This window comes from Flavobacterium defluvii (assembly GCF_900129555.1).
GTDB lineage: Bacteria > Bacteroidota > Bacteroidia > Flavobacteriales > Flavobacteriaceae > Flavobacterium > Flavobacterium defluvii.
The window spans coordinates 23,280-48,069 of record NZ_FQWC01000004.1 but is presented as its reverse complement, the minus strand read 5'-3'; the positions used below and the strand labels follow the sequence as shown (position 1 = coordinate 48,069).

Here is a 24,790-nt window from a genome sequence, read left to right as displayed (position 1 = left end):
ACTTTAAACAAAACAATTAAATCATGTCCATAGTTTCTTCCATCGATTCAAAAATTTTGATTCTTTCGGGTAAAGCTTTTCTTTCAATATGTTCTACCATTTTTCCCATAAGCCAGATTTCGTTGTTTTTTTGCAGTAATTTTTGACCCATAGACTTTACGTATTGGTTAATTACGTTGCGATCCGGCTGGATTGTCATGAACGAAACAAAAGTGATGTTTTCAAAATGTTTGGTTAAATCCTGTAAATTTTCAATTGGCATACTTTCGCCTAAATAAATGGTTTTGTATCCTTTAGAAAGGATTTCATATTGAAGGTAAAGAAGACCAATCTGGTGAATTTCATTCAGCGGAAGCGAAAGCACAAAAATTCTGTCAGTTTTGGTAGGTTTTTGAATTTGAAGGCTTTCAGTATAAATTAATATTTTCTGCTTAATCAAATGACTCATAAAATGCTCATTTGCTGGTGTAATCGTTTCAGACTGCCACAATAATCCTAATTCCTTCAAAAGAGGTAAAAAATGTTCTTTAAAAACTTCCTTAAATGTTTTTTCAGAAATAAGCCAGTCAAAAGTGTTGAAAAACAGTTCCTGATCAAAATTCATCATAGCCATTTTAAAAGATGTTATGGCGTAATTTTGAGAGTTTTTCTTTGATATGATTTCACGAACCAGCTGCGGAATTTTTTCTTCCGGATAGGTTGCGATTTTAGAGATTTTATAACCGTATTCGTGTAATAATGTGATGTTTAGTAGTTTTTGTAAGTTTTGAAGATTATAAAGCCTTATATTGGTATCAGTACGCATTGGTTCTAAAATGTTATATCTTTTTTCCCAAATACGAATTGTATGTGCTTTTATTCCGGATAAATTCTCAAGATCTTTTATACTGAAAACAGTTTTTATATTGTTTACCATTTGATGCGATTATGTAAACAAAAATAGAATAAAATCTCAAAAAACCCGTAAAACTACCTGAAAATCATGTTTTATTAGAAGTTTGTAGTATCAAACTTATCTAATTTGTCTAAATGTAAAATTGTTTTAGAACCATCTTTACTTCGGTTGTACATGGTTTGAAATTTTGCTCCGTAAATTATTTCACTAAAAGTATACGAAGTTCTGGCTGCCACGGTGTTACTGAACATGTCATCAAAAGTGGTTATGAAAACCAGAATTTCTCCGTGTGTATTTTTGAAATCTTCTTCGGTAAAATTATACAGCGGACTGTTTTCATCAATAGGATGTACTAATGTCCAGCTTAACGAGAGTGCATTAATTCGGTCTAATTCGAGATTTAGATTGTAAAACTTATTTACTCTCTGGCCGTTTTCTTCAATGCTCATTCCTAAAGTAACTTTTGCTGCGGCGTCTGTAAAATTGGTGTTTTTAAAAGGCACAAGACGTATCATTAAGCCTTTAATTTCTCCATAAGGAGAAATTAAGGCGTGATGTGAAAATTTTAAAAAGGCAGTTGGTTTGCTGAATCTTCCAAAAAATAAACCTGTTGCAATGGCAAAACTAAGTAAACCTATCAGCGCTTCGGCGGCAGATAAAGCGCTTGTTAAAAATCCGGTTGGACTAATATGTCCGTAACCAACAGTTGTAAAAGTCTGTGCACTGAAAAAATAAGCCTGCCCGAATTGGGTTAAAATATCGCTGGATTTTGAAATTCCGTCCAGATGTTCAATTCCAATAGCATAATACAGAACAGCAAAAATTAAATTGATCACAATATAGAAAGAAAACAAAATGAGCATGAATTTCCAGTTTGGCATATCGATCATAGTATGATACCAGCTGATTCTGCGCAGCAGGTTCATCCCTCTTTTTTCGATATTTGGAGTTCCGTTTTTGTTTACGAATCTTCCGCCGTAGCTTCCGGCATTTGTGCCAAATCCTGAATTTTTATCGGTTTGAAGATTACTTATTTTTCTTAATAGTGACATTAGGTTTTTTGCAGATTATTGTTTAATTATTTTTTTGGTGCTTGATCCGTTTTCATTTGAAATCGAGATGAAATATACACCTTTTGGATATAAACTCCAATCTGTTTTTATGGTGTTTGAATCTTGCTTAGATTCATATAATAAACGCCCGAGAACGTCATAAACTTTGTAATTTAAAATTGGCTTTTCAGCCTGGATTGTTAAAGAATTATTTACCGGATTTGGATATAAAACCGCTGTTTTTAATTCAGGATTTTCAGCCAGAGATAAATTCCCGTCTGATACGGCAGTCCAGCTCGAAGCCAGCGCATTGTCTAAATCTGTACTCGAAAGCTGTAAATAGCTTCCGTTTCCGTCTGCATTTGGCCATGGGCTTATGTTAGAATATTCAACAGAATCAATCGTGTTTCCAAATCCGTCTGCTAAAACAATTTTTTGAGATGTATTTGAAAGATTTCGTGAAAACTGTCCAAAAGCGGTTATACCATATTTAGATTCAAAAGTGGTTTTATTACTTGTAATATAGATTTCCTGATTTGCCGCAAGTGTTGAATTTGCCGGGAATTGGTAAGAAAGTCCTAATTCTCTTAAATAAACTCCGGTTAAATTTACGGTTGTAGTTCCGGTATTTTTTATTTGTATAAATTCAAGATCATTGCTCGTTGGAAAACTGGCAGAAACTCCCGGATTGTAATTTATTTTTGTAATAACCAGAGAAGGAATTTCAACATTGCTGCAACTGCTGAAACTTCCTAATTGACCTGTCATCCATGATATTCTATTCGATAAAAACGATTTTAGATTACTGATTTCAAGTGCATCGTTTGGAATTGTTCCCCATTTTTGATTTTCTCTAACTTTTGCTTCGCTTATGTAAGTAATCGTTTCGTCAATAAACTGATTTAAGCTGTTATAGTTTAAAGGCTGTCCAGGCTGCGTAAGTTCGTTCCATCTTTTAGAAAAGTAACATTTATAAGTTGCATCATTATAAAGATCCTGCCAAAATTTAGCGCCTTCATTATCGCCGTTTGAAAATTGCCAAACATCATATTTACTGCGGTCATAGCCCCACATAAATAAATCGTTTCCGTATGCTAAATTAAAATCCCAAATTGGACCTGCCCGAAGTTTTCCTTCTTTGTCTTTATGGAAATAAGTGCTGAATTGATAACTGTCGACATTTGAAGCCAATTCTGCCAAAAGCATATAATCTATAAAAGAAGGTACATCAATTACGGATGGATATCCTGTTGCTAAATCTGTATTATGAGCATTTGAAGTAGCTGCAAGATTTTGAAATTGTCCTTTTATATAATCATTTTGCTGAACTGTAACATTCTCTGGTTTAGGTAATTCATGAATAAAATCAACAGAACCAATATAAGATGGCATTGTCCAGGCAACGGGATCGCCGCCGGTTGTTTTATCGGCTTTTGTGATATAGCCCCCGCTCATATTTGGAAGTGTATTATCGGTATCGGCCATTTTAATAACATTTACTCTGTTGACATTTGATTTTATTTTTTCCTGCAAAATATACAATCCTTTGTATTCATTATTTACGACAACTTCACAATAAACAGTTCGGGAAGCATAATCGCCAATTTGTCTTGATAAATTATAAGACAAATAGTCGCGAATACATGACGGATCAAAGGCCAGAGAATTTAAAATCCAGTCGTTTTCTATCGGCATTCCTAATAAGCTTACATTATTATTGCTGGTATTATTAGCTTTTAGAGTTGTAAGGCCATAAGGCTTTTTAGGAAGCGACTGCGAAGTCGATCCGCGAAGTTCGATACCAATTCTTCCGTTATAATTTAAATAAGCGGCTGTATTAATATCAGTTAGATAATTTCGGCTTCCGTCTGGTCTTTTAATAATTTTCATTGTAGCCAGAACTTTAGGATCGTCCGGAATTTCAATAGGCTGATTTGTGTTCGGATCAATATCTGTATTAATGACAACAATAGGTAAATTGCTGTCGGTAAAAGTCTGCGCTTTTATATGTATTGAAAAAAAGAATATCAATACTATAAAAGTTTTGGCGTAAGGTTTTGAAAAGTAGTGTTTTATCATGGTTATGTTAGTTTGTAACAAATGTAACAATAACCATATTATTAAAAAATGAGTGTAATTTTTTTACGAATAAGATATAAAAAGTAATCTGCAAAGAGATTCTATTGCAGATTACTTTTTGTTAATATAAATTTGATTTATTATTTACAAAAAGTGCTTTTATTTTTTAAGGCACTTTGACTTCCTAATTCGATTGCTTTCAAAAAATCTTTACAGGAATTTGCTTTATCTCCAATTTTATTATAAGCCAAACCTCTTAGATTGTAGGCAACGTAATCTCTTGGGTTTAAACCAAGTGATGATGTACAGTCTTGAATCGCTTCTTTATATTTTAAAAGCATAAAGTATACATTGGCACGCCCGGTAAAGGCATCGGCATTCATGTTGTCTAATTCGATTGTTTTGTTAAAATCATCCATAGCGCCTTTTAAGTCGTTGAGCTTATATTTTGCAACACCTCGATTTTGATAAGCTTCAATAAATTTAGAATTTTTGCCAATGGCTTTTGTATAATCAGCAATGGCGCTTTTGTAATTTCCAGCCGCAGCTTTGTTAAAAGCTTTATTAAAATAAATTTCTGCGGTTTGTGACCACGACGAAAAGCTTATCATGATAAATGATAATAATAGTAGGTTTTTCATAAAACTAATTTGGGATTAGTGATTAATTATTTACTAACGAATTTAGGAAAGTTTTGTTTTTGTAAAGTATTGTTTTTTGAAATTGTTGATAATAAAAACAACTTATGTTACAATCCCGTAATAATGAACTCACTTCTCCGATTCATTTGATGCTGTTCTTCGGTACAGTTAATATTATCAAAGCAGTCGTTTAAGAGTTCAGTTTCTCCATAACCTCTTCCGGTTAAACGGTTTTTGACTACGCCGTTTTGAATAAGCCAGTCAATGGTTGATTTAGCCCTTCTATCAGATAAAACCTGATTGTATTGGTAGGAAGCCCGGCTGTCTGTATGAGAACGGATATCTAGTTTCATATTTGGATATTGTTTCAAAACATCGAGTATTTTTTCTAAATCCAATGCAGCTTCAGTTCGTATATTCGATTTATCAAGATCAAAATAAATCATTTTTATACCGAAACATTTTCCTAAATCATCCCCGATAGCAACTTTGCAGACCGATTTGTCAAGTGCCATGGGTAAATCTGTTTTTCCGGTTTTTTGAGGAATTGTTATGCTGACTTCCTTAGTTGCATATTCGGGTTTTTCTGCCCTTACATTGTATGTTTTTGTACATTCTACAATAAAATTATAGTACCCGTCAGAACCGGAAATAGTGGAATTTTTTATGACTTGGTTTTCGTATAAAGTTACTTTAGTTCCAGGAAGAATTTCACCGGTCGCGGCATCGGTTATGATACCATTTAATTCCTGAGTACATTTTAAACGTTTTGTTTCTAAAAATTTGTAGATATCATCAGAGCCAAGTCCCCCGTCTTTATTGGAGGAAAAATATCCTTTTCTTGTAACGGGATCAATTATGTAAGCAAAATCATCTTTTGGAGAGTTAACATCGGCGCCTAAATTTTCGATTCCGCTTATGATTCCGTCGGTTTCAATGTGTCCCACAAAAACATCCAGCCCACCTAGTCCCGGATGTCCGTCTGAGGCAAAATAAATTTCGTTTTCGCTGGTTACATACGGAAAAGTCTCTTTTCCTTCAGTATTAATCTCTTTTCCAAGATTCTGCGGGGTTCCAAAACTTCCATCGCTGTTAATACTTACTTTGTAAATATCAGACTGTCCGATAGTTCCTGGCATATCAGCTGCAAAATACATTGTTTTTTCATCCGGACTCAATGCGGGGTGTCCTGTACTGTAATTATCACTTGTAAAAGGAAGAGCGGTAATGTTGGTCCATTTGCCGTTTTCAAGTGAGGCCTTGTAGATTTTTAACAATGTAATTTTATTGACGTCTTTTCCTTTTTTGCCATCCAGAAAATTGTTTCGTGTAAAATAAACTGTATTTCGGTCTTTGGTAAAAACAGGAGAAGATTCATGAAAACGTTTGTTTATTTCAGATCGTATTTTGTTGACTCTGCCTAAAGAATCATTTTGAGAATTAATATCGGCATCATAAATATTGGTAAAATATTCGCCGGTCCATTTGTGTTTTCTCTGGGAAAAATTCCCCGTATCCCTTGCTGATGCAAAATAGATTTTATTGTCATAGATGAAACTTCCGTAATCTGAATATTTAGAGTTAATTCCGGCATTCTCAATTTTATAACGCCCTGAATTAGCTTTTATTTTATCAAGATAATCGACATTATTGCTGTAAAGTTTTACCCTTGAGTCGTTTTTGTATTTAGTGTTGAATTCGTTTAGGATTTTATCAGCCTTGTCTAATTGTCCGGTTGATTTTAAACACTGTGCATACCGGTAATAATATTCGGACTCAGGCGACGGATTCATGACAAAAAGTTCTGAATACCATTTAGCGGCACTTTCAAAATCAGAATTAAAGTAATAGGAATTCCCCAGTTTTTTTAATAAATCTTCAGATTTGTACCCTTTATCGGCCACGCGTTCATAAGTTTTAATGGCATCTACATACGCATATTGTTCATATTTTTTACCGCCTGAGTTAAGCTCAGACTTTTGAGAGTATCCACAAAAAACATTTAGAATTATTAAACAATGAAGTATAAAATTTTTCATGATTATTAATTTTAAAAGAAACGAGGAGTTATCATTCTGCCATTATTTTTGAAGAACTCATACCGCAGGAATATTTCATGGGAGCCTGAGTTGTAATTATTCAGTCTGGTAGTTTCCCGATCGTATCCGTATCCAATATAAAGCCCGTCGGTGATTTGAAATCCGGCCATTGCACTTACAGATGCACTCCATCTGTAAGCAGCTCCCAGCACAAATCGGTCTATAAACATAAAATTGACAGAGATATCAACCTGAAGAGGAGCCCCTTCGGTCATTTTAGTCAGCACTGCAGGTTTAAATTTAAAGTATTGATATTTATCGAGATTAAAAACATAACCTCCTATTAAATAATAATTGATTTTGTCTTTGTAAATGGCCACATCATTATCATCATAACGATTGGTTTCGATAAAATTAGGGACTGATAATCCGATATAGGCTTTATCGGAATGCCAGTAAACACCAGCTCCAATATTTGGAGAAAACTTATTGTCAAGGTCCTGGAACTGCGGATCTCCCTGATCTTCCGGATTTAATTTGTTGATGTCCAGATTAAATAAATTAGCAGTTGCCTTGATTCCGAAAGAGAGTTTAAAACTGGGTGATGTCTGGATGGTGTAGGAGAGATCAGCCGATAAATCATTCTGGTTTGTCGGTCCGATTTTATCATTTACAAGAGAAAGTCCAATCCCGATCCTGCTATTATTTATGGGGGTGTTAATTGAGAAGGCACTTGTTTCAGGAGCTCCGTCCAAACCGACCCACTGAGTTCTATAGAGTCCGAAAATGCTCAGCGCCCCGCGGGATCCAGCATAAGCAGGATTTATATTGATAGTGTTGTACATATACTGCGTATACTGTGCATCCTGTTGTGCATAACCACAAAGGGTTATGGACATAATGATGAAGAAAAATAATTTTGTTCTCATATTTTAGATGTGTATGATTTAAAACTGTAGCTTATTGTGTTAAAAACAAAAGCAAGACTGCTGGATAGCTGTCTTGCTTTTATTTTATTATTGATTGTTAATATATAAGTAACCCGATTTGTTGACATGATTTCCATTATCTTCATATTCGAGAATATAAAAATAAGTTCCTGTTGGAAGTTTGTCTTTTCTTTGTAGGGTCGCGCGTCCATCTGAGAATCCTTCAAAAGGATTAGTTACGTTATCATAACTTTTTTTCTCGTAGACTATCACTCCATATCGATTGTAAATTCTGACAGTATTATTAGGGAAACAATCGATTCCATCAATTTTAAAACTATCATTTTTACCATCTGCGTTAGGAGATATAGCATTATAAATATTTAGAATACACGAAACATTTACTGTCTGGACGAAAGAATTTTCGTTTCCACACTGATCAGATGCAATCCATGTTCTAATGAGTGAATACTTGCTGCTGCAGTCACCATCTGCCTTTGTTTCTGTATAAGTAACCGAAGCACTGCCGCAGTTGTCTACTGCGGTTAAAATTACCGGATCAGGAATTGTCTGACAGTCTGCATAGACAACAGCCTGAGGAAGAGGTTCAGCGAAAACAGGCGCAGTGGTGTCATGTACTGTAATGATCTGTGTACATACTGAAGTATTTAGGACTGTGTTTTCTCCCTCATCACGTACACCATTTGAGTTTGTATCTTCATATTCCGTTATGGTATAGGTTCTGGTTATGTTGGCATTACAGCCTTGATATGGGCTGTTTGCGGCACTAATTTCAATTATACCGCAATGTGTGGCCGCTATGCTCCCGTCACCATTCCCTAATGCTTCAAATTCAGCCTGGGTTAAACTGGTAGCTGATGGCAGCTCATCATAGCACTGTACAGATACCGGTGTAAAGGTTGGACATACTACATTAAAGATACAGCAGTTTGGGGCTGAACCTGATACTGTTAAAGTATTACATGCATTTGCATCCTGAATATTTACATTATAATTAGTACCTGAAGCAATAGTATTAGAGGTCCATACATTTGCGGCCCATACCCCCGGCGCTCCTGTACCAGATGCCGTGTAAGGCGCCTGACCGTTTACTGTTAAGGTTACTATATAACCAGTTGTATTGGTCAGGCATGCTGCAGTTTCATTTCCGGACAACGCAATGGAGCTGACAATTATATTCTGATCAACGGTTGTAATATTTCCATTACCGTCATCAAACGTCCAGGTAACCACGGTTGTTCCCTGCGCTGTGATTGGGAAAACAGTAGTCGTGGTTCCGGTAATAATTCCCGAACAGTTGTCTGCTGCTGTTGGAATTGGAGGTGTCACCGAGCACCCTGATATATCAGCCAGTACCGGAACTACAGGAGGTGTTATATCTTTTATAATTACATTCTGGTTTGCTGTTGAACTGTTTCCGTTCCCGTCATCAAAAGTCCAGCTGACCACGGTTGTTCCCTGTGCTGTGATTGGGAAAACGGTAGTCGTGGTTCCGGTAATGGTTCCCGCGCACGCATCTGTCGTAGTCGGTGCAGTTAAGGATGCGACCGAACATTCTGCCGTTACATCGTCCAGTACCGGAACTACAGGAGGTGTTATATCTTTTATAATTACATTCTGGTTTGCTGTTGAACTGTTTCCGTTCCCGTCATCAAAAGTCCAGCTGACCACGGTTGTTCCCTGTGCTGTGATTGGGAAAACAGTAGTCGTGGTTCCGGTAATGGTTCCCGCGCACGCATCTGTCGTAGTCGGTGCAGTTAAGGATGCGACCGAACACTCTGCCGTTACATCGTCCAGTACCGGAACTACAGGAGGTGTTATATCTTTTATAATTACATTCTGGTTTGCTGTTGAACTGTTTCCGTTCCCGTCATCAAAAGTCCAGCTGACCACGGTTGTTCCCTGTGCTGTGATTGGGAAAACAGTAGTCGTGGTTCCGGTAATGGTTCCCGCGCACGCATCTGTCGTAGTCGGTGCAGTTAAGGATGCGACCGAACACTCTGCCGTTACATCGTCCAGTACCGGAACTACAGGAGGTGTTATATCTTTTATAATTACATTCTGGTTTACGGTCTGAGTGTATCCGTTTCCATAATCAAAAGTCCAGCTGACCACGGTTGTTCCCTGCGCTGTGATTGGTAAGGATGCCGCTGTGGTTCCGGTAATGGTTCCCGCACAAGGATCAGTAAGTGTCGGTGCAGTTAAGGATGCGACCGTACATTCTGCCGTTACATCTGTCAAAGCAGAAGGAAGAGCCGTCGGGTTTATTGTGATATCTGCCGTTGTTACATTTGAACAGGTTCCGTTGCTGAATTCGTAAATTACTGTATGATTTCCTGATATAGAAGCCGCAAGGTCAATATCCCCTGTCAGCTCATCTATCGCAAGCCCCGCATCCGAGCTGTACTTTCCGCTGGTAATGCCTGTTTCTACAGATGATGCAGTTCCCCTATTGCAATAAGGACCGTTCGGATAGCTTATCGAAGCCGTTGGAAGCGCATTGATTATTATATCTGTTGTAACGGCATTGGAACAGCTGCCGTCACTGAAGGTATAAGTGATGGTATGAAGCCCTAATGACGAAGCGGTTAAATCTATCTCTCCGGTATTGGAATCTATCACAAGACCAGCATCCGAACTATACGTTCCCCCTGCCACACCCAATTGTTCCGGTAATGCAGTTCCCGTTTGGCAATAGGGCGATAAATATGAAACGATAGCCTGCGGAAGATCGTTGATTGTAACTATTACGGGCACTATGCTGCTGCAGCCGTTGGCATCAGTTCCTTTTATATAATAAGTATCCGAAATATTTACCGCTGAAGGATCCGAAACAGGAACCGTTGCCTGTTCGTCTGAAAAATATGTATATGAAAGTCCTGAAGTACTTCCTGCTGTAATGGCAGAATCAGTAAGATTGACTGTTCCCGGTGTGCAGACTGGAGTTGGATTTGTAACTCTTATATTGGGAAGGGCATTGATATTGATAACCAGATTGGACACTGTGCTGCTATTGCAAGGTGCTCCAAAAGTAACGGTACAGGTATAATTATTTGCTCCGACACTCAAATCAGCCTTGTTAATTAATGGGTTTTTCTGATCCTGATTGGATGCATTTATTCCGGGGCCTGTCCACAGATATGACAGTGCGCCAAAAACATCAACATCAAGTTGAATAGTTCCAGATGAGGCATTACAAAGTGTTGCAGGTGTATTGTGTCCGTCGGCTGTTGCATCTGGAGCTGCAGCCACTCCAATCTGAGCCGATTGCGTGATTACATTCCCGCATCCGTCTTTTATCCTGAAATAATAGGTATCATCGGTAAGTCCACTGAAAATGTTGCCGCTCTGGTAAGCTCCAAAAGTCGATCCGCCGTCTGTGCTCAAAGCGTATTCCAGAACATTTCCAGGTGCGGGTGAATTGGAAGCTGCCGTAATGGTTAAAACACCGTTTGTTGCTCCAGTTGCGCACACATAGCCGCCTGTGTTTGTTTTGTCGACTATAATCGCATTATTGGCGTCGTAAGTGACTGTTTGGGTTAAAACGTCTGTGGTTCCTCCTTTAATGCGTAAGCCGAAAACATAGGTTCCATAGCCAAGTCCGTTAAAAGGAAGCGAAGCCGTTGCGCTGGCCATATCCCTAACCTGACCAACACTTGATGGACCAGAAACAACAATAACCTGATAGGCTGTCGGGTCATCAAAATTTCCGTTCATTACATAATTGAATCCTCCGCAGACTGGTGTTGTGGTATTACCGGATAGACTTGCCAAATAACCTTTTACAGTAACATTTAGTGTTCGAGTCCCGCAAGAAGTAGTTATATCTAGAGTATAGTTACCTTTTGGCCAATAACCATTGGGATCCATTGCATTTATTTTTGGCAGATACGCGTTTCCACTTCCGTCTAATGTAGTACCTGAGCTATATCCAACAGGAACCAAAGGGTTATTAGATGCAGTAACTGTATAATTAATAAAATTATTTGCTATTTGAACTGGTGTTACCCCAATCAACAACCTTCCATAGCCCAAGACATTAAGGTTTTGCTGTACTCCAAAATTACTTTGAGCAATAGTCAATGTGGTTACTGAGGGTATAGTAATATTTTGAGAGACAGGAAGATTTAGATTTCCTGTAGTAACTCCTGCCGCGTCAACATAGGTAACGTTATAAGTGGCTCCAGTTGTAAGTCCTTCTACATTATCGACAGGAAGTGTTGCAGTTTTTGTAATAACATCCGAAGAATTATTAATGTTTGTAAATGTAATATTCATTGGGTAACAAGCTAATCTGTTAGCTTGAAGTCTGACAATTCCTACTCCTCCACAATTATATATGGATACATAACCGGTAACTTGAGTTATTTGGAATTCTTTTTGATTTCCACAATTATCAATCAATACTACTTTCATATTATTAATATCTGCTTCTACTCCAGCCCTATCTGCAATTACTGGAAGAGTCGCTCTTTGTAAAAGAGGTGAATATCCTGCTCCTCCAATATCACTGTAACCGTCAGCATCGATATCTTGACCGTATAATTGTCCCTGATATTTAATTTTCCAAGAAAAATTTGCAGCATCAGCCGGGGATAATGTTGTACTATTTGAAATATATTGAAAAAGTGTTTCATTGTTAATCGTAAGAGGTGTTGAACAATTATAAGTTGTTGTATAATTTGGATATGCAATACTTCCTAATTTTATATTAGCAAGCCCTACAGTAGGATTAGAAATAGAAGTTGCCCCTGTAATTGTCTGTCCACATGAATCTGTAACACTTACTATATAACTATTGGCAGAAAGAGCATTAAAAGTAAAGGTATTAGAAGCTATACTTCCGCTGTTTTGTAAAATTGTTGTCGGTGCTGTTTGTGAGGCAATAGTAAAAGTAAAAGGAGCTTTACCGTTTGCAACTGTTGCAGTTAGTTGAGCTGTACCGCCAACACAATTGGCAACTTTAGTTGGCGTTGTCACTGACATTGCAGTATAACCATCTGTAACATTTATATTAGAACTCGAATAAACAGTTCCACCAGATGTTGCTCTTGCTCTTACCACATAAGTTCCGGAACTTAATCCTTCAAAAACAGGGTTACTTGTAAATTGTGTATTGTCTCCAGGAACCGGAGAAACGACAATACCGGCCTTTAAAAGCTGATACTGAGGAGTTGCACCTAAGCCTGTACTGGTCGAGGTAATAATACCACTGTTTTGGCATCCTGTATTACTGGACGTACCGCTCACAGTTTGTGCATGTAGATTGACGCCAATAAAACATGCAAAAATAAAAGTTATAAGTAAAGTAATTTTTGTCTTCATAAATTGTCTTTTTATTAAACAAGTATTTCCAAACGTTCGCATGCCATCAGCTGGCTTTAAAATAATCTGGTCGGATTTTATGTTTTTTAATGTTATAATTCCCTATTTAGAAAGGGTGGGCGAAATTCATTATAAATAGAATGTAATTTTGCCGCAAAAAGATTTAAAATCAACAGAATAAGACAAAATCAGTTTTATAAAAACTAATAAATCCGACTAATTGTATTTTCAGTAAGTAGTACAGTAAAATACACATAGAATTTTTAGGTATGGATTTTTTACTAATAACAATAACTGAATTGGAAAGTTAGATTTTAGCATAAAGGCTGATATAAAAACCTATGTATATTTGAATCTAAAGGCAGTTAGTAAAAAAATATGGGATTTAATATGATTTTTAAATCCTACATTAATGCATGTTATTTAAAATGGTAATAAAGTGAATTAGTTTTTAAATGTACTGATTTTTAATTAATTGTGATATTTTTTTATGTTTTTATTTGTAAGAATTAATTGTTTTGAAATCGATTTTAAAAAAATTTTTTTTTCATTCCAAAAATTTCTCACTAACAGGAAATTATAGTGTTTTGTCGAGACGTTTTTTATTATGCTTATTAAATCCATCAAAATTTAAAATATGAAAGACTTCTATTCTATAATTCATTGTTTTTTGTATCAATGTTTTTGCCCCAAATTCAGCTTAGATAAAACAAATGATAATCCTTTTTAAAGGCCGATATGCAGATCATGAAAGAATTGTTTTCGATAAGCTATTCGATTTAGCTAATTAATGGATGTGAAAGCAGATTTAGTGAAATATATTCTACTTTTTTTGGATTTTTTAATGAGTTGAAGTTACAAAACATCAAAATGGTTTATTTGTGATGAAAATGTATTTTAAGAACAATTTTAAAAAATGAAAGTTCTTTTTTATAAGGCTTTTGAGTTGATTTACTTTTTTTAAATAAATGAAAATAACCAAATAATAATTGAAACCTGATAAATAATAAGTGATGTTAAAATAGTAGAAAACATATTATACATTTGTTTCACAACAAGCAAATTAAAAAATAGTGAGTCAAAAATTACGTCTAATAATTTTCTTTTTATTCTTTTTTACATGGCAGATTTCGAATGCTCAAAACGTGCAGATCGACAGCCTAAAAAGAGTGCTGCATTATACTAAAATTGATACTTCAAAAATTAATCAGTATAATAAAATTGCCAATTTATATAAGGAAATCAATCCCGATTCGACATTATTTTTTGCCCAAAAAGCAGCCAGTTTAAGTTTGAAATCTGATTTTACTTTTGGACTTGCTGAGGCTTATGTGAATAAAGGAAATGCTTCGATTATTTTAGGAAATTACCCGAATGCTTTGCAGTATTTTAAAAAAGCTCAAATTGAGTTTAAAAAAATAGTAGAAGAAGATTCCGGGAAAAAAGTAAAAAGCGGCCTGGCGCGTGCTTATGCAAGTTCCGGCGTTGTGTATTCGGAACAAAGCAATCAGATTCTAGCTTTAAAAAACTACGAAGAAGCTTTAAAATTGTATCAGAAAATTGATGAACAGGCGAGTGTTTCCAAAATCTTAAATAATATCGGGATTATTTATAAGTCTCAGCAAAATTATCCCAAAGCATTAGAATATCTCAAAAAGGCATCTAAGATTCAAACGGCTTTAGGAGAGCAAAATGCGGCTGTTACTCTGACCAATATTGGTGCGATTTATTTTGAAACCAAACAAAATAAAAATGCATTGATCTATTATGAAAAAGCCAAAAAGCTTTTTGAAACTAATGATAATAAACGCGGATTTGCTCTGCTCTGTAATTGCTTAGGTGATTATTATAAGAAAGAAAACGATATAAATCTTGCCAATGAATATTATACAAAGTCTCTGAATTTGTATGAAGAATTACAGAATAAATTTGGTGCTTCACTTTCCTTATACAATATTGCGGGGTTGCTTCAAAATCAGAAAAAATATAATGATGCAATGCCTTTTGCAGTAAAATCATTGGCTTATGCAAAAGAAATTGGTGTGCTGGACCAAACGTATCATTCTGAAAAATTATTGAGCGAATTATACGAAGCTTTAAATGATCCAAAAGCAGCATTAGAGCATTATAAAAATTATGTTCAGGCGCGCGATAGTATTATTAATGAAACAACAAGCCAAAAATTTGCTTTGGCAGAAGTCAATTATGAATACAGAAAAAAAGAAGCTTTATTATCTGAAAAAAATAAAAGGCAGATTCAGTTTATTATTTTCTCGATTTTAGGCGCATTGCTTTTAATTGCTTTGATATTGGTAATTTATAACCGAATGCAGGTGAAACGCCAGCTGACATTAAAAAAAGAAGTTGCCGAATATGAACAGAAAGCGCTGCATTTGCAAATGAACCCTCATTTTGTGTTTAATTGTCTGAGTTCGATTTCGAGTTTTATAGTGCAGAACGGAACAGATTCGGCATTGAAATATCTTTCAAAATTTTCAAAATTAATGCGTCTTACTCTTGAATATTCAAAAGGTTCGTTGATTCCGATTGATAAAGAAATTGAAAGTCTGCAGAATTATCTGGAATTAGAAAAACTTCGTTTTCATGACAAATTTGAATTTGAAATAAAATCCAGCGAAAGAGTTGAATTTAATATGGGACTACCGCCGCTGCTGATTCAGCCTTTTGTTGAAAATGCCATTCTTCACGGAATTGTTCCCAAAGAAGGAACCGGAAAAATAGAGGTTGATTTTGATGTTGAAAATGAAAAATTAATCTGTACCATTACAGATGACGGAATCGGTTTGTCTGAATCGAAACATTTAAAAGAAAACTCCGTTACCGCGCATAAATCTATGGCTTTGGGAATTACTAAAAAACGTTTGGAAATTATGGAATCGATAACTTCTAAATCGGCACAAATAGAAATAATAGAATTGCAATCTGAAAATAAAAAAACAGGAACAAAAGTCGTTTTACGTCTTCCTGTTCAATACATATCTTAAATTTAAATACATGATAACAGCAGTATTAATTGAGGACGACAAACATTTGCGAACAGGTCTAAAAGCGCTTTTAGAACGTTATACAAATGATATTTTGATTATTGGCGAAGCCGAAAGTGTAAAAACCGGAATTGCCGTTATTGAAAAATTAAGGCCTCAGGTTATTTTTCTGGATATTCATTTAACCGACGGAACTGGTTTTGATATTCTCGAAAGACTAAATAAAGTAAACGGAAAATTAAATGCTCACATCGTATTTATCACTGCGCATGAACAATACGCTGTAAAAGCATTTAAATTTAGTGCTCTTGATTTTATTCTAAAACCTGTTGACCCGGAAGAATTGCAGGATACAATGGCAAAGATTAAGGAAGCTGTTGGGAAAAACAATTCTTTTGAAAACATCGATTTGCTGTTGGAAAACATCCGAAAAAAAGTAGACAATTTTAAACGAATTGCACTTTCTACCAGTGACGGTATTCATTTATTTGAAGTTTCGGATATCATTCGCTGTGAAGCAAAAATTAATTACACCCAGTTTTTTATTAAAAACCACAAGCCGATATTAATTTCTAAAACGCTTAAAGAATACGAAGAATTACTGTCTGAACATGGTTTTGAGCGCATTCATCAGTCGCATTTAATCAATTTATCTTATCTCAAATCTTATATAAAGACTGATGGCGGATATGTGATTATGGCCGATAATTCGAATATTCCGATTGCGCAGAGTAAAAAAGAAAAGCTGCAGGAATTAATAAACGCTCTTTAAAACTATTTCCCCAAAAACAAAATACTAATTAATTATGAGAAAAAAATTACCCTTATTTTTATTGCTCTTTACCATAATGCTAAAAGCTCAGGTTTTGACTTTTGCTGATCCAACATTAAAAAATATGCTGGTAAATGGCGGTGCGGCAAATTTTACAGCTTATTCCGGCGGTGTTGCTGTTACGAGAATCGATACTAATTTTGATAATCAAATTCAGGTTTCGGAAGCGGCTTTGATCGATAAACTTTGGATAGAAGGAACCAATGCTAATTTGGTGACTAATATTCAGGGTATTGAAGGTTTTACAAACGTTACAGAATTAGGTTTTAATGGAATTAATACGACCTCTATCAGCCTAAGCGGAATGACGAATTTGAAAACGATTTATATCAAAAGCCCAGCCTTAACTACGGCAGTAATTTCTGGAATGAATGGTTTAACGACGGTTACTTTTATGGAAAATCCGCTGTTGACTACTTTGAATATTTCAAATTGTGCCAGTCTTTCTAATATTGTGGCTCAGCAAAACCCTGTTTTGTCAGCTTTCAGCACCAGCAATCTTTCAGGTCTAACACAATTGTATGTAGAAGACAATGTTTTAACAGATTTAGATTTAACAGGCTGTCCAAATCTGGGATATTTTAATGCGGTAAATAATAAACTGGTATCTATTAATGTTTCGGGATTAACAAAACTGACAACTTTTTTAATTACAGATAATCCAACTTTAGAAAACATAAATGCTTCAGGCTGCACGCTGCTGAATTTTCCACAATCTACTTTTCTTTTATATCACACTTTAAAAACTGCTGATTTTACAAATTGTTCAGGTTTAGCAAATCTTCAAATTCCGGATAATCTCTTAACTTCTTTAAGTTTATCAGGCTGCAGCGCATTGCAGGTATTAAATATAAAAAATAATAGCTTGACGAATTTGAGTCTCACTGGATGTTCGGCACTTACTACAATAGACTGCAGTAATAATCAGCTTACGGCATTAGATTTAAGTGCATCTCCAAATGTTACTGATCTTAGAGCATCGACAAACTCTATTTCAAATTTAAACTTTACAGGAGCGGTTAATTTAAAAAATGTTTATCTGGATTCTAATCAAATTCCTTCGCTGGATCTTTCTGGTAATACCAATTTAGAAATGCTGCAGCTGGACAATAATCCAACCGCAACTCTAAATCTTTCGGGATGCACAAATTTAGAGAATGCAATTATTCAAAATAATCCGATGGTAAATGGTGATTTCTCAAATTGCAGTTCACTTACTTTTCTCAGTAATACCAGTACTGTATTGAATTCTATAAATGTTCAGGGCTGCAGCTCAATCGAAATACTTACACTTGCCGGAACAAATGTTCAAAAAGCACCATTAACCTCTTTGAACTTATCGGGACTAAGCAAATTAAATACTTTAGACTGCAGTTATAGTAATATTAATTCCATTGATTTAACAAACTGCAGTGCTTTGACCAATGTATTTTTTTCAGATATTCCTTTAGCAGCGGTTGATTTCTCAGATTCACCAGATGTAAAAATTTTAAATGTTTCAAAAACCGGATTAGAAAATATTGATGTTTCGAATTTTTCAACTTTTCAATCTTTAACAGCAAATGATAATTCTAATTTAAAAATGGTATTTGCAAAAAACGGACGTGACGAAGATTTGTTTTTTAATACCGGAAATACCAGTTTAATTTTTGTTTGTCAGGATGATGCAAATGTGGCCGAAACAAAAACTTATTTTACAGGTTTAGGTTTAAATTCCGTCGTTGTAAACTCATATTGCAGTTTTAATCCAGGTGGAAATTACAATACAATAACGGGAACAATTGCTTTTGATGTAGATAACAATGGTTGTGATGCAGCTGATCCTAAACAAGCAAATGTAAAAGTAAATTTAACCGATGGAGTTTCGATAAGTTCAACGTTTACAGATGCGAATGGGAAATATACTTTTTTTACAGATGCGGGAAATTTTAATGTACTCACTGCAGTTGAAAATTCTTCATTCTTTTCTATTTCGCCAACTGCACCAAATGTTTCATTTGCAGACAACAATAATAATATAGCTGCACAAGATTTCTGCGTAAGCGCCTTAGGTATAAATAGCGATGCTGAAATCGTAATTGCTCCCATATATCCGGCAAAACCAGGATTTATGGCTTGGTATGAGATTTTAATACGAAACAAAGGAAATCAAACTCTAAACGGTACGGTTGATTTTACATATAATCAAAATATTTTGCATTACGGAATTGCAACGCTGGCGCCAAATATTCAAACGCCGGGTGTTTTAGGGTGGAATTATTCAAATTTACTTCCATTTGAAAGCAGAAGAATCTATGTGGGATTAAATGTAAATACTCCGGTTCAAAGTCCTCCGGCTAATATTGGAGATGTTTTAAACTTCACAGCAACAATAAATCCAATCGCAGGAGATATTATTCCGGCAGACAACCAGTTTGTCTTCAATCAGGAAATAATAGGTTCATTTGATCCAAATGATATTACCTGTTTAGAAGGAGAGATCGTTTCGCCATCGACAATTGGAGATTATCTGCATTACGGAATCAATTTTGAAAACACAGGAACGGCTGAAGCTGAAAATGTAGTGGTAAAAGTGGTCATCGATGAAACGAAATATGATATTAATTCACTTCAGCTTTTAGATGCTTCGCATTCCGTAAATGTTGCTATAAAAGGAAATGTAGCCGAGTTTATTTTTGCTAAAATCAATTTGAGCGTTTCTAAAACACCTCCGGTTGGCGGACACGGAAATATCTTATTTAAGATAAAAACACTTCCTTCTCTTAATTCAGGCGATGAGGTCGAAAAAGAAGCTAGTATTTATTTTGACTACAACGAAGCAATTGATACCAATACAGCCGAAACTATTTTTAAATCATTAGGAAATAAAGATTTTGAATCTGATAAAAGCATAAAGATTTATCCGAATCCAACAAAAGGCGAGGTGTTTATTAATTGTGATAATGAATTAAAATTAATTGAACTGTTTGATGTGCAGGGAAGAATACTTCAAACGGTAATTGAAAACAAAAACAGTTCTAAAATTAATCTTTCAGACAAATCCAACGGATTGTATTTTATCAGAATAACTTCTGAAAAAGGAAAATCTGTAGAAAAGGTAATTAAAGAATAATTTAGGTTAAGATTTTATTCTGATTTAAGAGCCTTTCAAAGTTTGATGACTTTGAGAGGCTTTTTCTTTGCTGAAAATAAAAATTTAAATCTTGAATTTTTTGTTGAAGATTTATAGATTTTTAATTCACATAACAGAATTTTTTTTTAAAAAAAAGTAATATTATTCCTTCGTGTGTCAAAATTATAAAATAATTAATTATCTTCGTTTTCTTTTTTAAAGTACTGATTAACAGTGTTTAATAATGGATTAAATGCCTTTTTTTTTGTTTTTAGCCAACAACCATGAACCGCCATTAGTAATTATTTACTGCAACTAAAGGCATCATAAATTTTTCAAATAGTAAGAATGTTGAAATATGTTATTCTATAAAAAGCATTAAGAATAATGTATAGAATCTAGAGAACAACAATTAGCTAGACAGCTGCTTTGTCATGCCAAATTACACTTCTAAAGGCAGAATTAAAAATCAACAATAATGTTATTTAAATCTTAAACTAATTAATGTTATGAAAAAATCCACCTTACAAACACTTACAGATGAAGAGCTGCTTACTAAAACGCAGCAATACACATTTAAATATTTCTGGGACCACGCATCAAGTTTTTCTGGTATGGCACATGAGCGAATTCCTGTTTCGGGAAGTGCAGGAAACGTCGTTACTTCAGGCGGTTCTGGATTTGGAGTGATGGCTATTTTAGTAGGCATCGAGAGAGGATTTGTTACCAGGGAAGAAGGACGTCAGCGTATTGAAAAAATTGTTGATTTCTTAACTAATTCTGCTGTTAGTTATAAAGGAGCCTTTGCTCATTGGATTAATGGAGATACAGGCGAAACGGTTCCGTTTAGTAAAAATGACAATGGAGCTGATTTAGTTGAAACCTCGTTTATGATGCAGGGCTTGATTACAGCACGTCAGTATTTTAATGAGCCTGTTTTGACAGAACAAGATTTGGTTGTTAAGATCAACAAACTTTGGAATAATGTCGACTGGAATTATTTTACATTCGGATCAGATAAGTTGTATTGGCATTGTGATAATGAATTTCAAAACGTAATTCAATTGCCAATTATTGGCTGGAACGAGTGTATGATTACCTATTTGCTGGCTATTGCTTCGCCTACGCATGCCATAAATCCAAGTTTGTGGCAAAGCGGCTGGTCATCTGGTGGTACTTATAAAAGCAAAAATCAAAAGTTTTACGATATTACGCTTCCTATAGGCAATGGAAATGCAAAAGGCGGTCCTTTATTTTTTGCTCATTATTCATTTTTAGGATTTAATCCAAAGAATCTGCGGGATACTTACAATGACGTAAATTATTTTCAGCAAAATGTAGCGCATACTTTAATAAACAGAGCGTATTGCGAACAAAATCCGCTAGGATATAAAGGATATGGCGAAAATAAAGCCTGGGGATTAACGGCATCTGATGGAAATACTAATTACAGTGCCCATTCGCCCGGAAATGACAAAGGTGTAATTGCTCCTACAGCGGCTATTTCGTCTATGCCTTATACACCCAAAGAATCATTAGCTGCGCTGAGATATTTTTATGAAGAGTTAGGAACAAAAATCTGGAACGAAAAAGCAGGATTTGTAGACTCTTTTAATCAGAGTGTAAATTGGGTCGACAGCAGTTATCTGGCTATCGATCAGGGTCCAATTATTTGTATGATCGAAAATTATCGTTCCGGTTTGCTTTGGGATTATTTTATGTCGGCTCCTGAAATTCAGACTGCATTAGGTAAATTAAACTTTAAACCGGATTATTATCCGCGTCCAATTATTAGAGAACCACTTTTGATTGATAATTTTGAAAACGGAAAAATCAACTTTACAGATAAAATAAATATAAATCCGGCAGGCGATATGCAGATTACCGTGGTAGATAATCCGGATAAAACAGGAGTTAACCAAAGTGATAAAGTCCTAAAATTTAAAAGAATTGACAATACTGCTAAGTGGGCAGGATTTTTCTGCACGCTAAAAGAGCCGCTTTCTGAGTATAAATATTTGTACATGAAATATTATCGCAATAATCCCAATTCTCAAATTAGGATTAGTATTTCGAATGAATTTTTGTCTCAAAGCCCTTTAGATAAAGTAAACGAATGGGGAGTTGCTGTTTTTGATTTATTAACAAACAAAGTAAAAGATGTCTCTACGTTTGGCATTCAGCCTGATTTTACGGATAATCGTGCCATAGGTGATATTGTTTATATTGATGAGCTGATTTTTAGCGATACCGAAATTGATATTGACCCTTTTTATAACAACAATCCTAAAGAACTCGTAACAACCGATATACAGACTAATTCGATTTCTTTATCGTGGGATGAACTTCCCGGAATCACTTCATATGATGTTTTTAAAGAAGGCGTATTTCATCAAAATGTTACCAGAAATTCTATTACGATTCATAATCTGAATCCTTTTGATATTTACTTCTTTTCTGTAAGAGGAAGAGATGATAATCAAAATCTTTATACAAAGCTGAGCAATAATCTTTATGTAGCAACGCTGGAAACAAAAGCACACAAAGACGAACGAATGGCTTGGTGGCGTGAGGCTGGTTTTGGGTTGTTTTTGCATTGGGGCGGCTACTCAGCACTTGCTGGATTCTATAAAGGACCAACTCTAATGAAAACAGGTCCGTATGTTGATCCCGATTATTGGATGAAAGATTACTATTCTGCTTATCGTCCAGAATGGATTAACCCGGATGGGACTATTAAAATAGATCCCGCTACAGGAGAACCTTACATTTCGGGCCAATATGCAGAATGGATCATGTTTGCTGCCCAAATTCCCAGAGATGAATACAAAAAAAGATTGAAGGAAGGTTTTACAGCGCAAAATTTCAGTGCAATTAACTGGGTGAAAATGGCAAAAGATGCCGGCATGAAATATATTGTTATTACGGCCAAACACCACGAAGGTTTTGCTCTAATGCATACACATCACATTGGATGCAATATTGAGGATGAGACCAATATTTCGGAAGATATTTTGAAAAATCTGGTAACTGCAGCTCGTGCGGAAGGATTGAAAATTGGATTCTACTATTCTCAATGCCTTGATTGGTTAAATCCGGGAGGAATGGGCTGGATCCCTCAAAATGCAACAGCGAATCATGAAGCATCTTATGAGGACAAATCAAAATATACAGATACAATTGTGGTCCCTCATATCAAAACTATGATTAATGATTATGATATTGACTTGATATGGTGGGATATGGGAGGCGCAAGTACGCCAGAATTCCGTTATCGAATGATGAAGGCTATTAAAAACATTCCCGGATCAGACCGCTTAATATTCAATAACCGAATGGAGGATGGTTTAACAGGAGATTACAGAACTCCGGAACAAAATATTCCTGATATGCCGCCTAACGGAAATGGAACAGACTGGGAAACGTGTATGACTATGAATGATAATTGGGGATATGATGCTTACGACCCGCGATGGAAAACAGAGACAGATCTACTTCAAAAATTGATTGATATTGTAAGTAAGGGAGGAAATTTTCTGCTCAATATTGGCCCTGAAGGAGATGGTTCATTTCCGCCAGAAGCTATAAGCAGACTGAAAGGCTTTGCAGTTTGGATGTCAGTAAATCAAACAGCTATAGAAAAAGTACAGCCAAGTCCGTATACTAAACAATTGTCTTGGGGGCGTGTAACCCGTAAAATTGTAGACGGCACACAATATCTTTTTCTGCATGTATTTACAGATCATTGGCCTAAAGATGGAAGTTTAGCGGTACCTGATCTACATGACGGAACTGTTATCAAGGCATACTTTCTTGCTGATGCTGCAAAAAAAGCATTAGATATAGTTCCAAATGACATTGCTTCGGGATATGTTATTTCGGTACCTGCTAATCCTCTTGATAATATTAGTACAACCATTGTCTTAGAAATGTCAGAAATCGTAGATATACTTATCAGCTTTGTTAAACAATTCAAGGATGGTATGCTTAATTTGAATGCAGTAGATGCTGTTACAACCGGATTAATTATTGAAAATGGACCTGTTTATAATCTGGGAGGATGGACAGATGATTCTAAATTTGCTACATGGCACGTTGAGGTTACACAACCCGGAAATTTTATTTTAGATGCAGTTGTGTCAGGTTATTCCGGAAAATTTATACTGAAAATAAAAGGAATAGATCAAGGTCCATATCCCTTTGCTATTACAACAAGTGGCTTTGAAAACTATCAAACCTTAACGATAGGAATGGTTAATTTGCCTATTGGTGTGTATGATATTGAGCTCCATCGTGTTTCTGATGGAGGCTGGGATCCTGTTAATGTGCGTCAAATTTCCATTCATCCGCCAATCGATAAAACTCCTATTATAAATCAAAATGAAGATAGAACTCTTGTTCTTCCTGCTAAAAATGCTATTCTGCATGGAAGCGGCATCACTATAGAACATGCTCCTAATTATAACATTGGAGGATGGACAAATCCGGCTTCGTATGCTGCATGGAGAGTAAGAGTAAATGTGTCGGGTTTTTATCACTGGCAAAGTGAATTGGCAGGTTATTCGGGAGAATTTCAATTAGTGATAAATGATGTTTCAAGTGTTAAATATCCATTTATAGCTAATAATAATTTAGCAGACTATAAAATCAAGCAGTTAGGTGATGTTTATTTAGAAGAAGGAGTTTATTATATCGAGTTGCATCGTATTTCAAACGGAGGCTGGGATCCTGTCAATGTACGTAACATTACATTCTATCAGGATTTGCTTCTTGATGCTAATAAATAACCAATAGTTAAGTTTGATAGTGTTAAAGAATTTCTCTCAATTTTAAAGAATACTTGGGTGTAATTATTATAGC

The 24,790-nt window shown here is 35.4% G+C and carries 11 protein-coding genes; 4 read left to right on the top strand and 7 right to left on the bottom strand.

The window, feature by feature from the left end; genetic code table 11:
- Window positions 1-16 precede the first annotated feature (16 nt).
- The 7 genes from BUC29_RS10585 to BUC29_RS10555 form a co-directional block, all read right to left on the bottom strand.
- Window positions 17-916: a MerR family transcriptional regulator gene (locus tag BUC29_RS10585; protein WP_073416097.1), complete on the bottom strand. Its 900-nt coding sequence runs from the start codon at window positions 914-916 to the stop codon at window positions 17-19.
- Window positions 917-990: 74 nt separating this feature from the next.
- Window positions 991-1,947, bottom strand: a complete 957-nt coding sequence (locus BUC29_RS10580; RefSeq protein WP_073416096.1) for an ion channel — start codon at window positions 1,945-1,947, stop codon at window positions 991-993.
- 15 nt (window positions 1,948-1,962) lie between these two features.
- On the bottom strand, window positions 1,963-4,026 hold the full coding sequence (locus BUC29_RS10575; protein ID WP_073416094.1) for a CotH kinase family protein: 2,064 nt from the start codon (window positions 4,024-4,026) through the stop codon (window positions 1,963-1,965).
- 140 nt (window positions 4,027-4,166) lie between these two features.
- Window positions 4,167-4,667 carry a tetratricopeptide repeat protein gene (locus BUC29_RS10570; RefSeq protein WP_073416092.1) on the bottom strand — a complete coding sequence of 167 codons (501 nt, stop codon included), beginning with the start codon at window positions 4,665-4,667 and terminating at the stop codon, window positions 4,167-4,169.
- Window positions 4,668-4,774: 107 nt separating this feature from the next.
- Entirely contained in the window at window positions 4,775-6,706 is a 1,932-nt protein-coding gene (locus BUC29_RS10565; RefSeq protein ID WP_073416090.1) for an OmpA family protein, read from the bottom strand.
- An 11-nt stretch (window positions 6,707-6,717) separates the two neighbouring features.
- A complete protein-coding gene (locus BUC29_RS10560; protein WP_073416087.1) occupies window positions 6,718-7,635 on the bottom strand; it encodes a PorP/SprF family type IX secretion system membrane protein in 918 nt (305 codons plus the stop codon).
- 87 nt (window positions 7,636-7,722) lie between these two features.
- Window positions 7,723-12,981 carry a T9SS type B sorting domain-containing protein gene (locus BUC29_RS10555; protein WP_073416086.1) on the bottom strand — a complete coding sequence of 1,753 codons (5,259 nt, stop codon included), beginning with the start codon at window positions 12,979-12,981 and terminating at the stop codon, window positions 7,723-7,725.
- A 1,073-nt stretch (window positions 12,982-14,054) separates the two neighbouring features.
- Here BUC29_RS10555 and BUC29_RS10550 point away from each other — a divergent pair.
- The 4 genes from BUC29_RS10550 (at window position 14,055) to BUC29_RS10535 (ending at window position 24,717) form a co-directional block, all read left to right on the top strand.
- Window positions 14,055-15,986, top strand: a complete 1,932-nt coding sequence (locus BUC29_RS10550; RefSeq protein WP_084538624.1) for a tetratricopeptide repeat-containing sensor histidine kinase — start codon at window positions 14,055-14,057, stop codon at window positions 15,984-15,986.
- A 10-nt stretch (window positions 15,987-15,996) separates the two neighbouring features.
- On the top strand, window positions 15,997-16,758 hold the full coding sequence (locus tag BUC29_RS10545) for a LytR/AlgR family response regulator transcription factor (RefSeq protein ID WP_057124015.1): 762 nt from the start codon (window positions 15,997-15,999) through the stop codon (window positions 16,756-16,758).
- Between the two features lie 34 nt (window positions 16,759-16,792).
- Window positions 16,793-19,930 carry a DUF7619 domain-containing protein gene (locus tag BUC29_RS10540; RefSeq protein WP_084538623.1) on the top strand — a complete coding sequence of 1,046 codons (3,138 nt, stop codon included), beginning with the start codon at window positions 16,793-16,795 and terminating at the stop codon, window positions 19,928-19,930.
- A 509-nt stretch (window positions 19,931-20,439) separates the two neighbouring features.
- Window positions 20,440-24,717, top strand: a complete 4,278-nt coding sequence (locus tag BUC29_RS10535; protein ID WP_073416080.1) for a glucoamylase family protein — start codon at window positions 20,440-20,442, stop codon at window positions 24,715-24,717.
- Window positions 24,718-24,790: the final 73 nt, after the last annotated feature.

Bases quoted from the DNA above. Each gene is read 5' to 3' on its own strand.
- BUC29_RS10585 (WP_073416097.1), bottom strand. From the start codon at position 916: ATGGTAAACAATATAAAAACTGTTTTCAGTATAAAAGATCTTGAGAAT.
- BUC29_RS10580 (WP_073416096.1), bottom strand. From the start codon at position 1,947: ATGTCACTATTAAGAAAAATAAGTAATCTTCAAACCGATAAAAATTCA.
- BUC29_RS10575 (WP_073416094.1), bottom strand. From the start codon at position 4,026: ATGATAAAACACTACTTTTCAAAACCTTACGCCAAAACTTTTATAGTA.
- BUC29_RS10570 (WP_073416092.1), bottom strand. From the start codon at position 4,667: ATGAAAAACCTACTATTATTATCATTTATCATGATAAGCTTTTCGTCG.
- BUC29_RS10565 (WP_073416090.1), bottom strand. From the start codon at position 6,706: ATGAAAAATTTTATACTTCATTGTTTAATAATTCTAAATGTTTTTTGT.
- BUC29_RS10560 (WP_073416087.1), bottom strand. From the start codon at position 7,635: ATGAGAACAAAATTATTTTTCTTCATCATTATGTCCATAACCCTTTGT.
- BUC29_RS10555 (WP_073416086.1), bottom strand. From the start codon at position 12,981: ATGAAGACAAAAATTACTTTACTTATAACTTTTATTTTTGCATGTTTT.
- BUC29_RS10545 (WP_057124015.1), top strand. From the start codon at position 15,997: ATGATAACAGCAGTATTAATTGAGGACGACAAACATTTGCGAACAGGT.
- BUC29_RS10540 (WP_084538623.1), top strand. From the start codon at position 16,793: ATGAGAAAAAAATTACCCTTATTTTTATTGCTCTTTACCATAATGCTA.
- BUC29_RS10535 (WP_073416080.1), top strand. From the start codon at position 20,440: ATGAAAAAATCCACCTTACAAACACTTACAGATGAAGAGCTGCTTACT.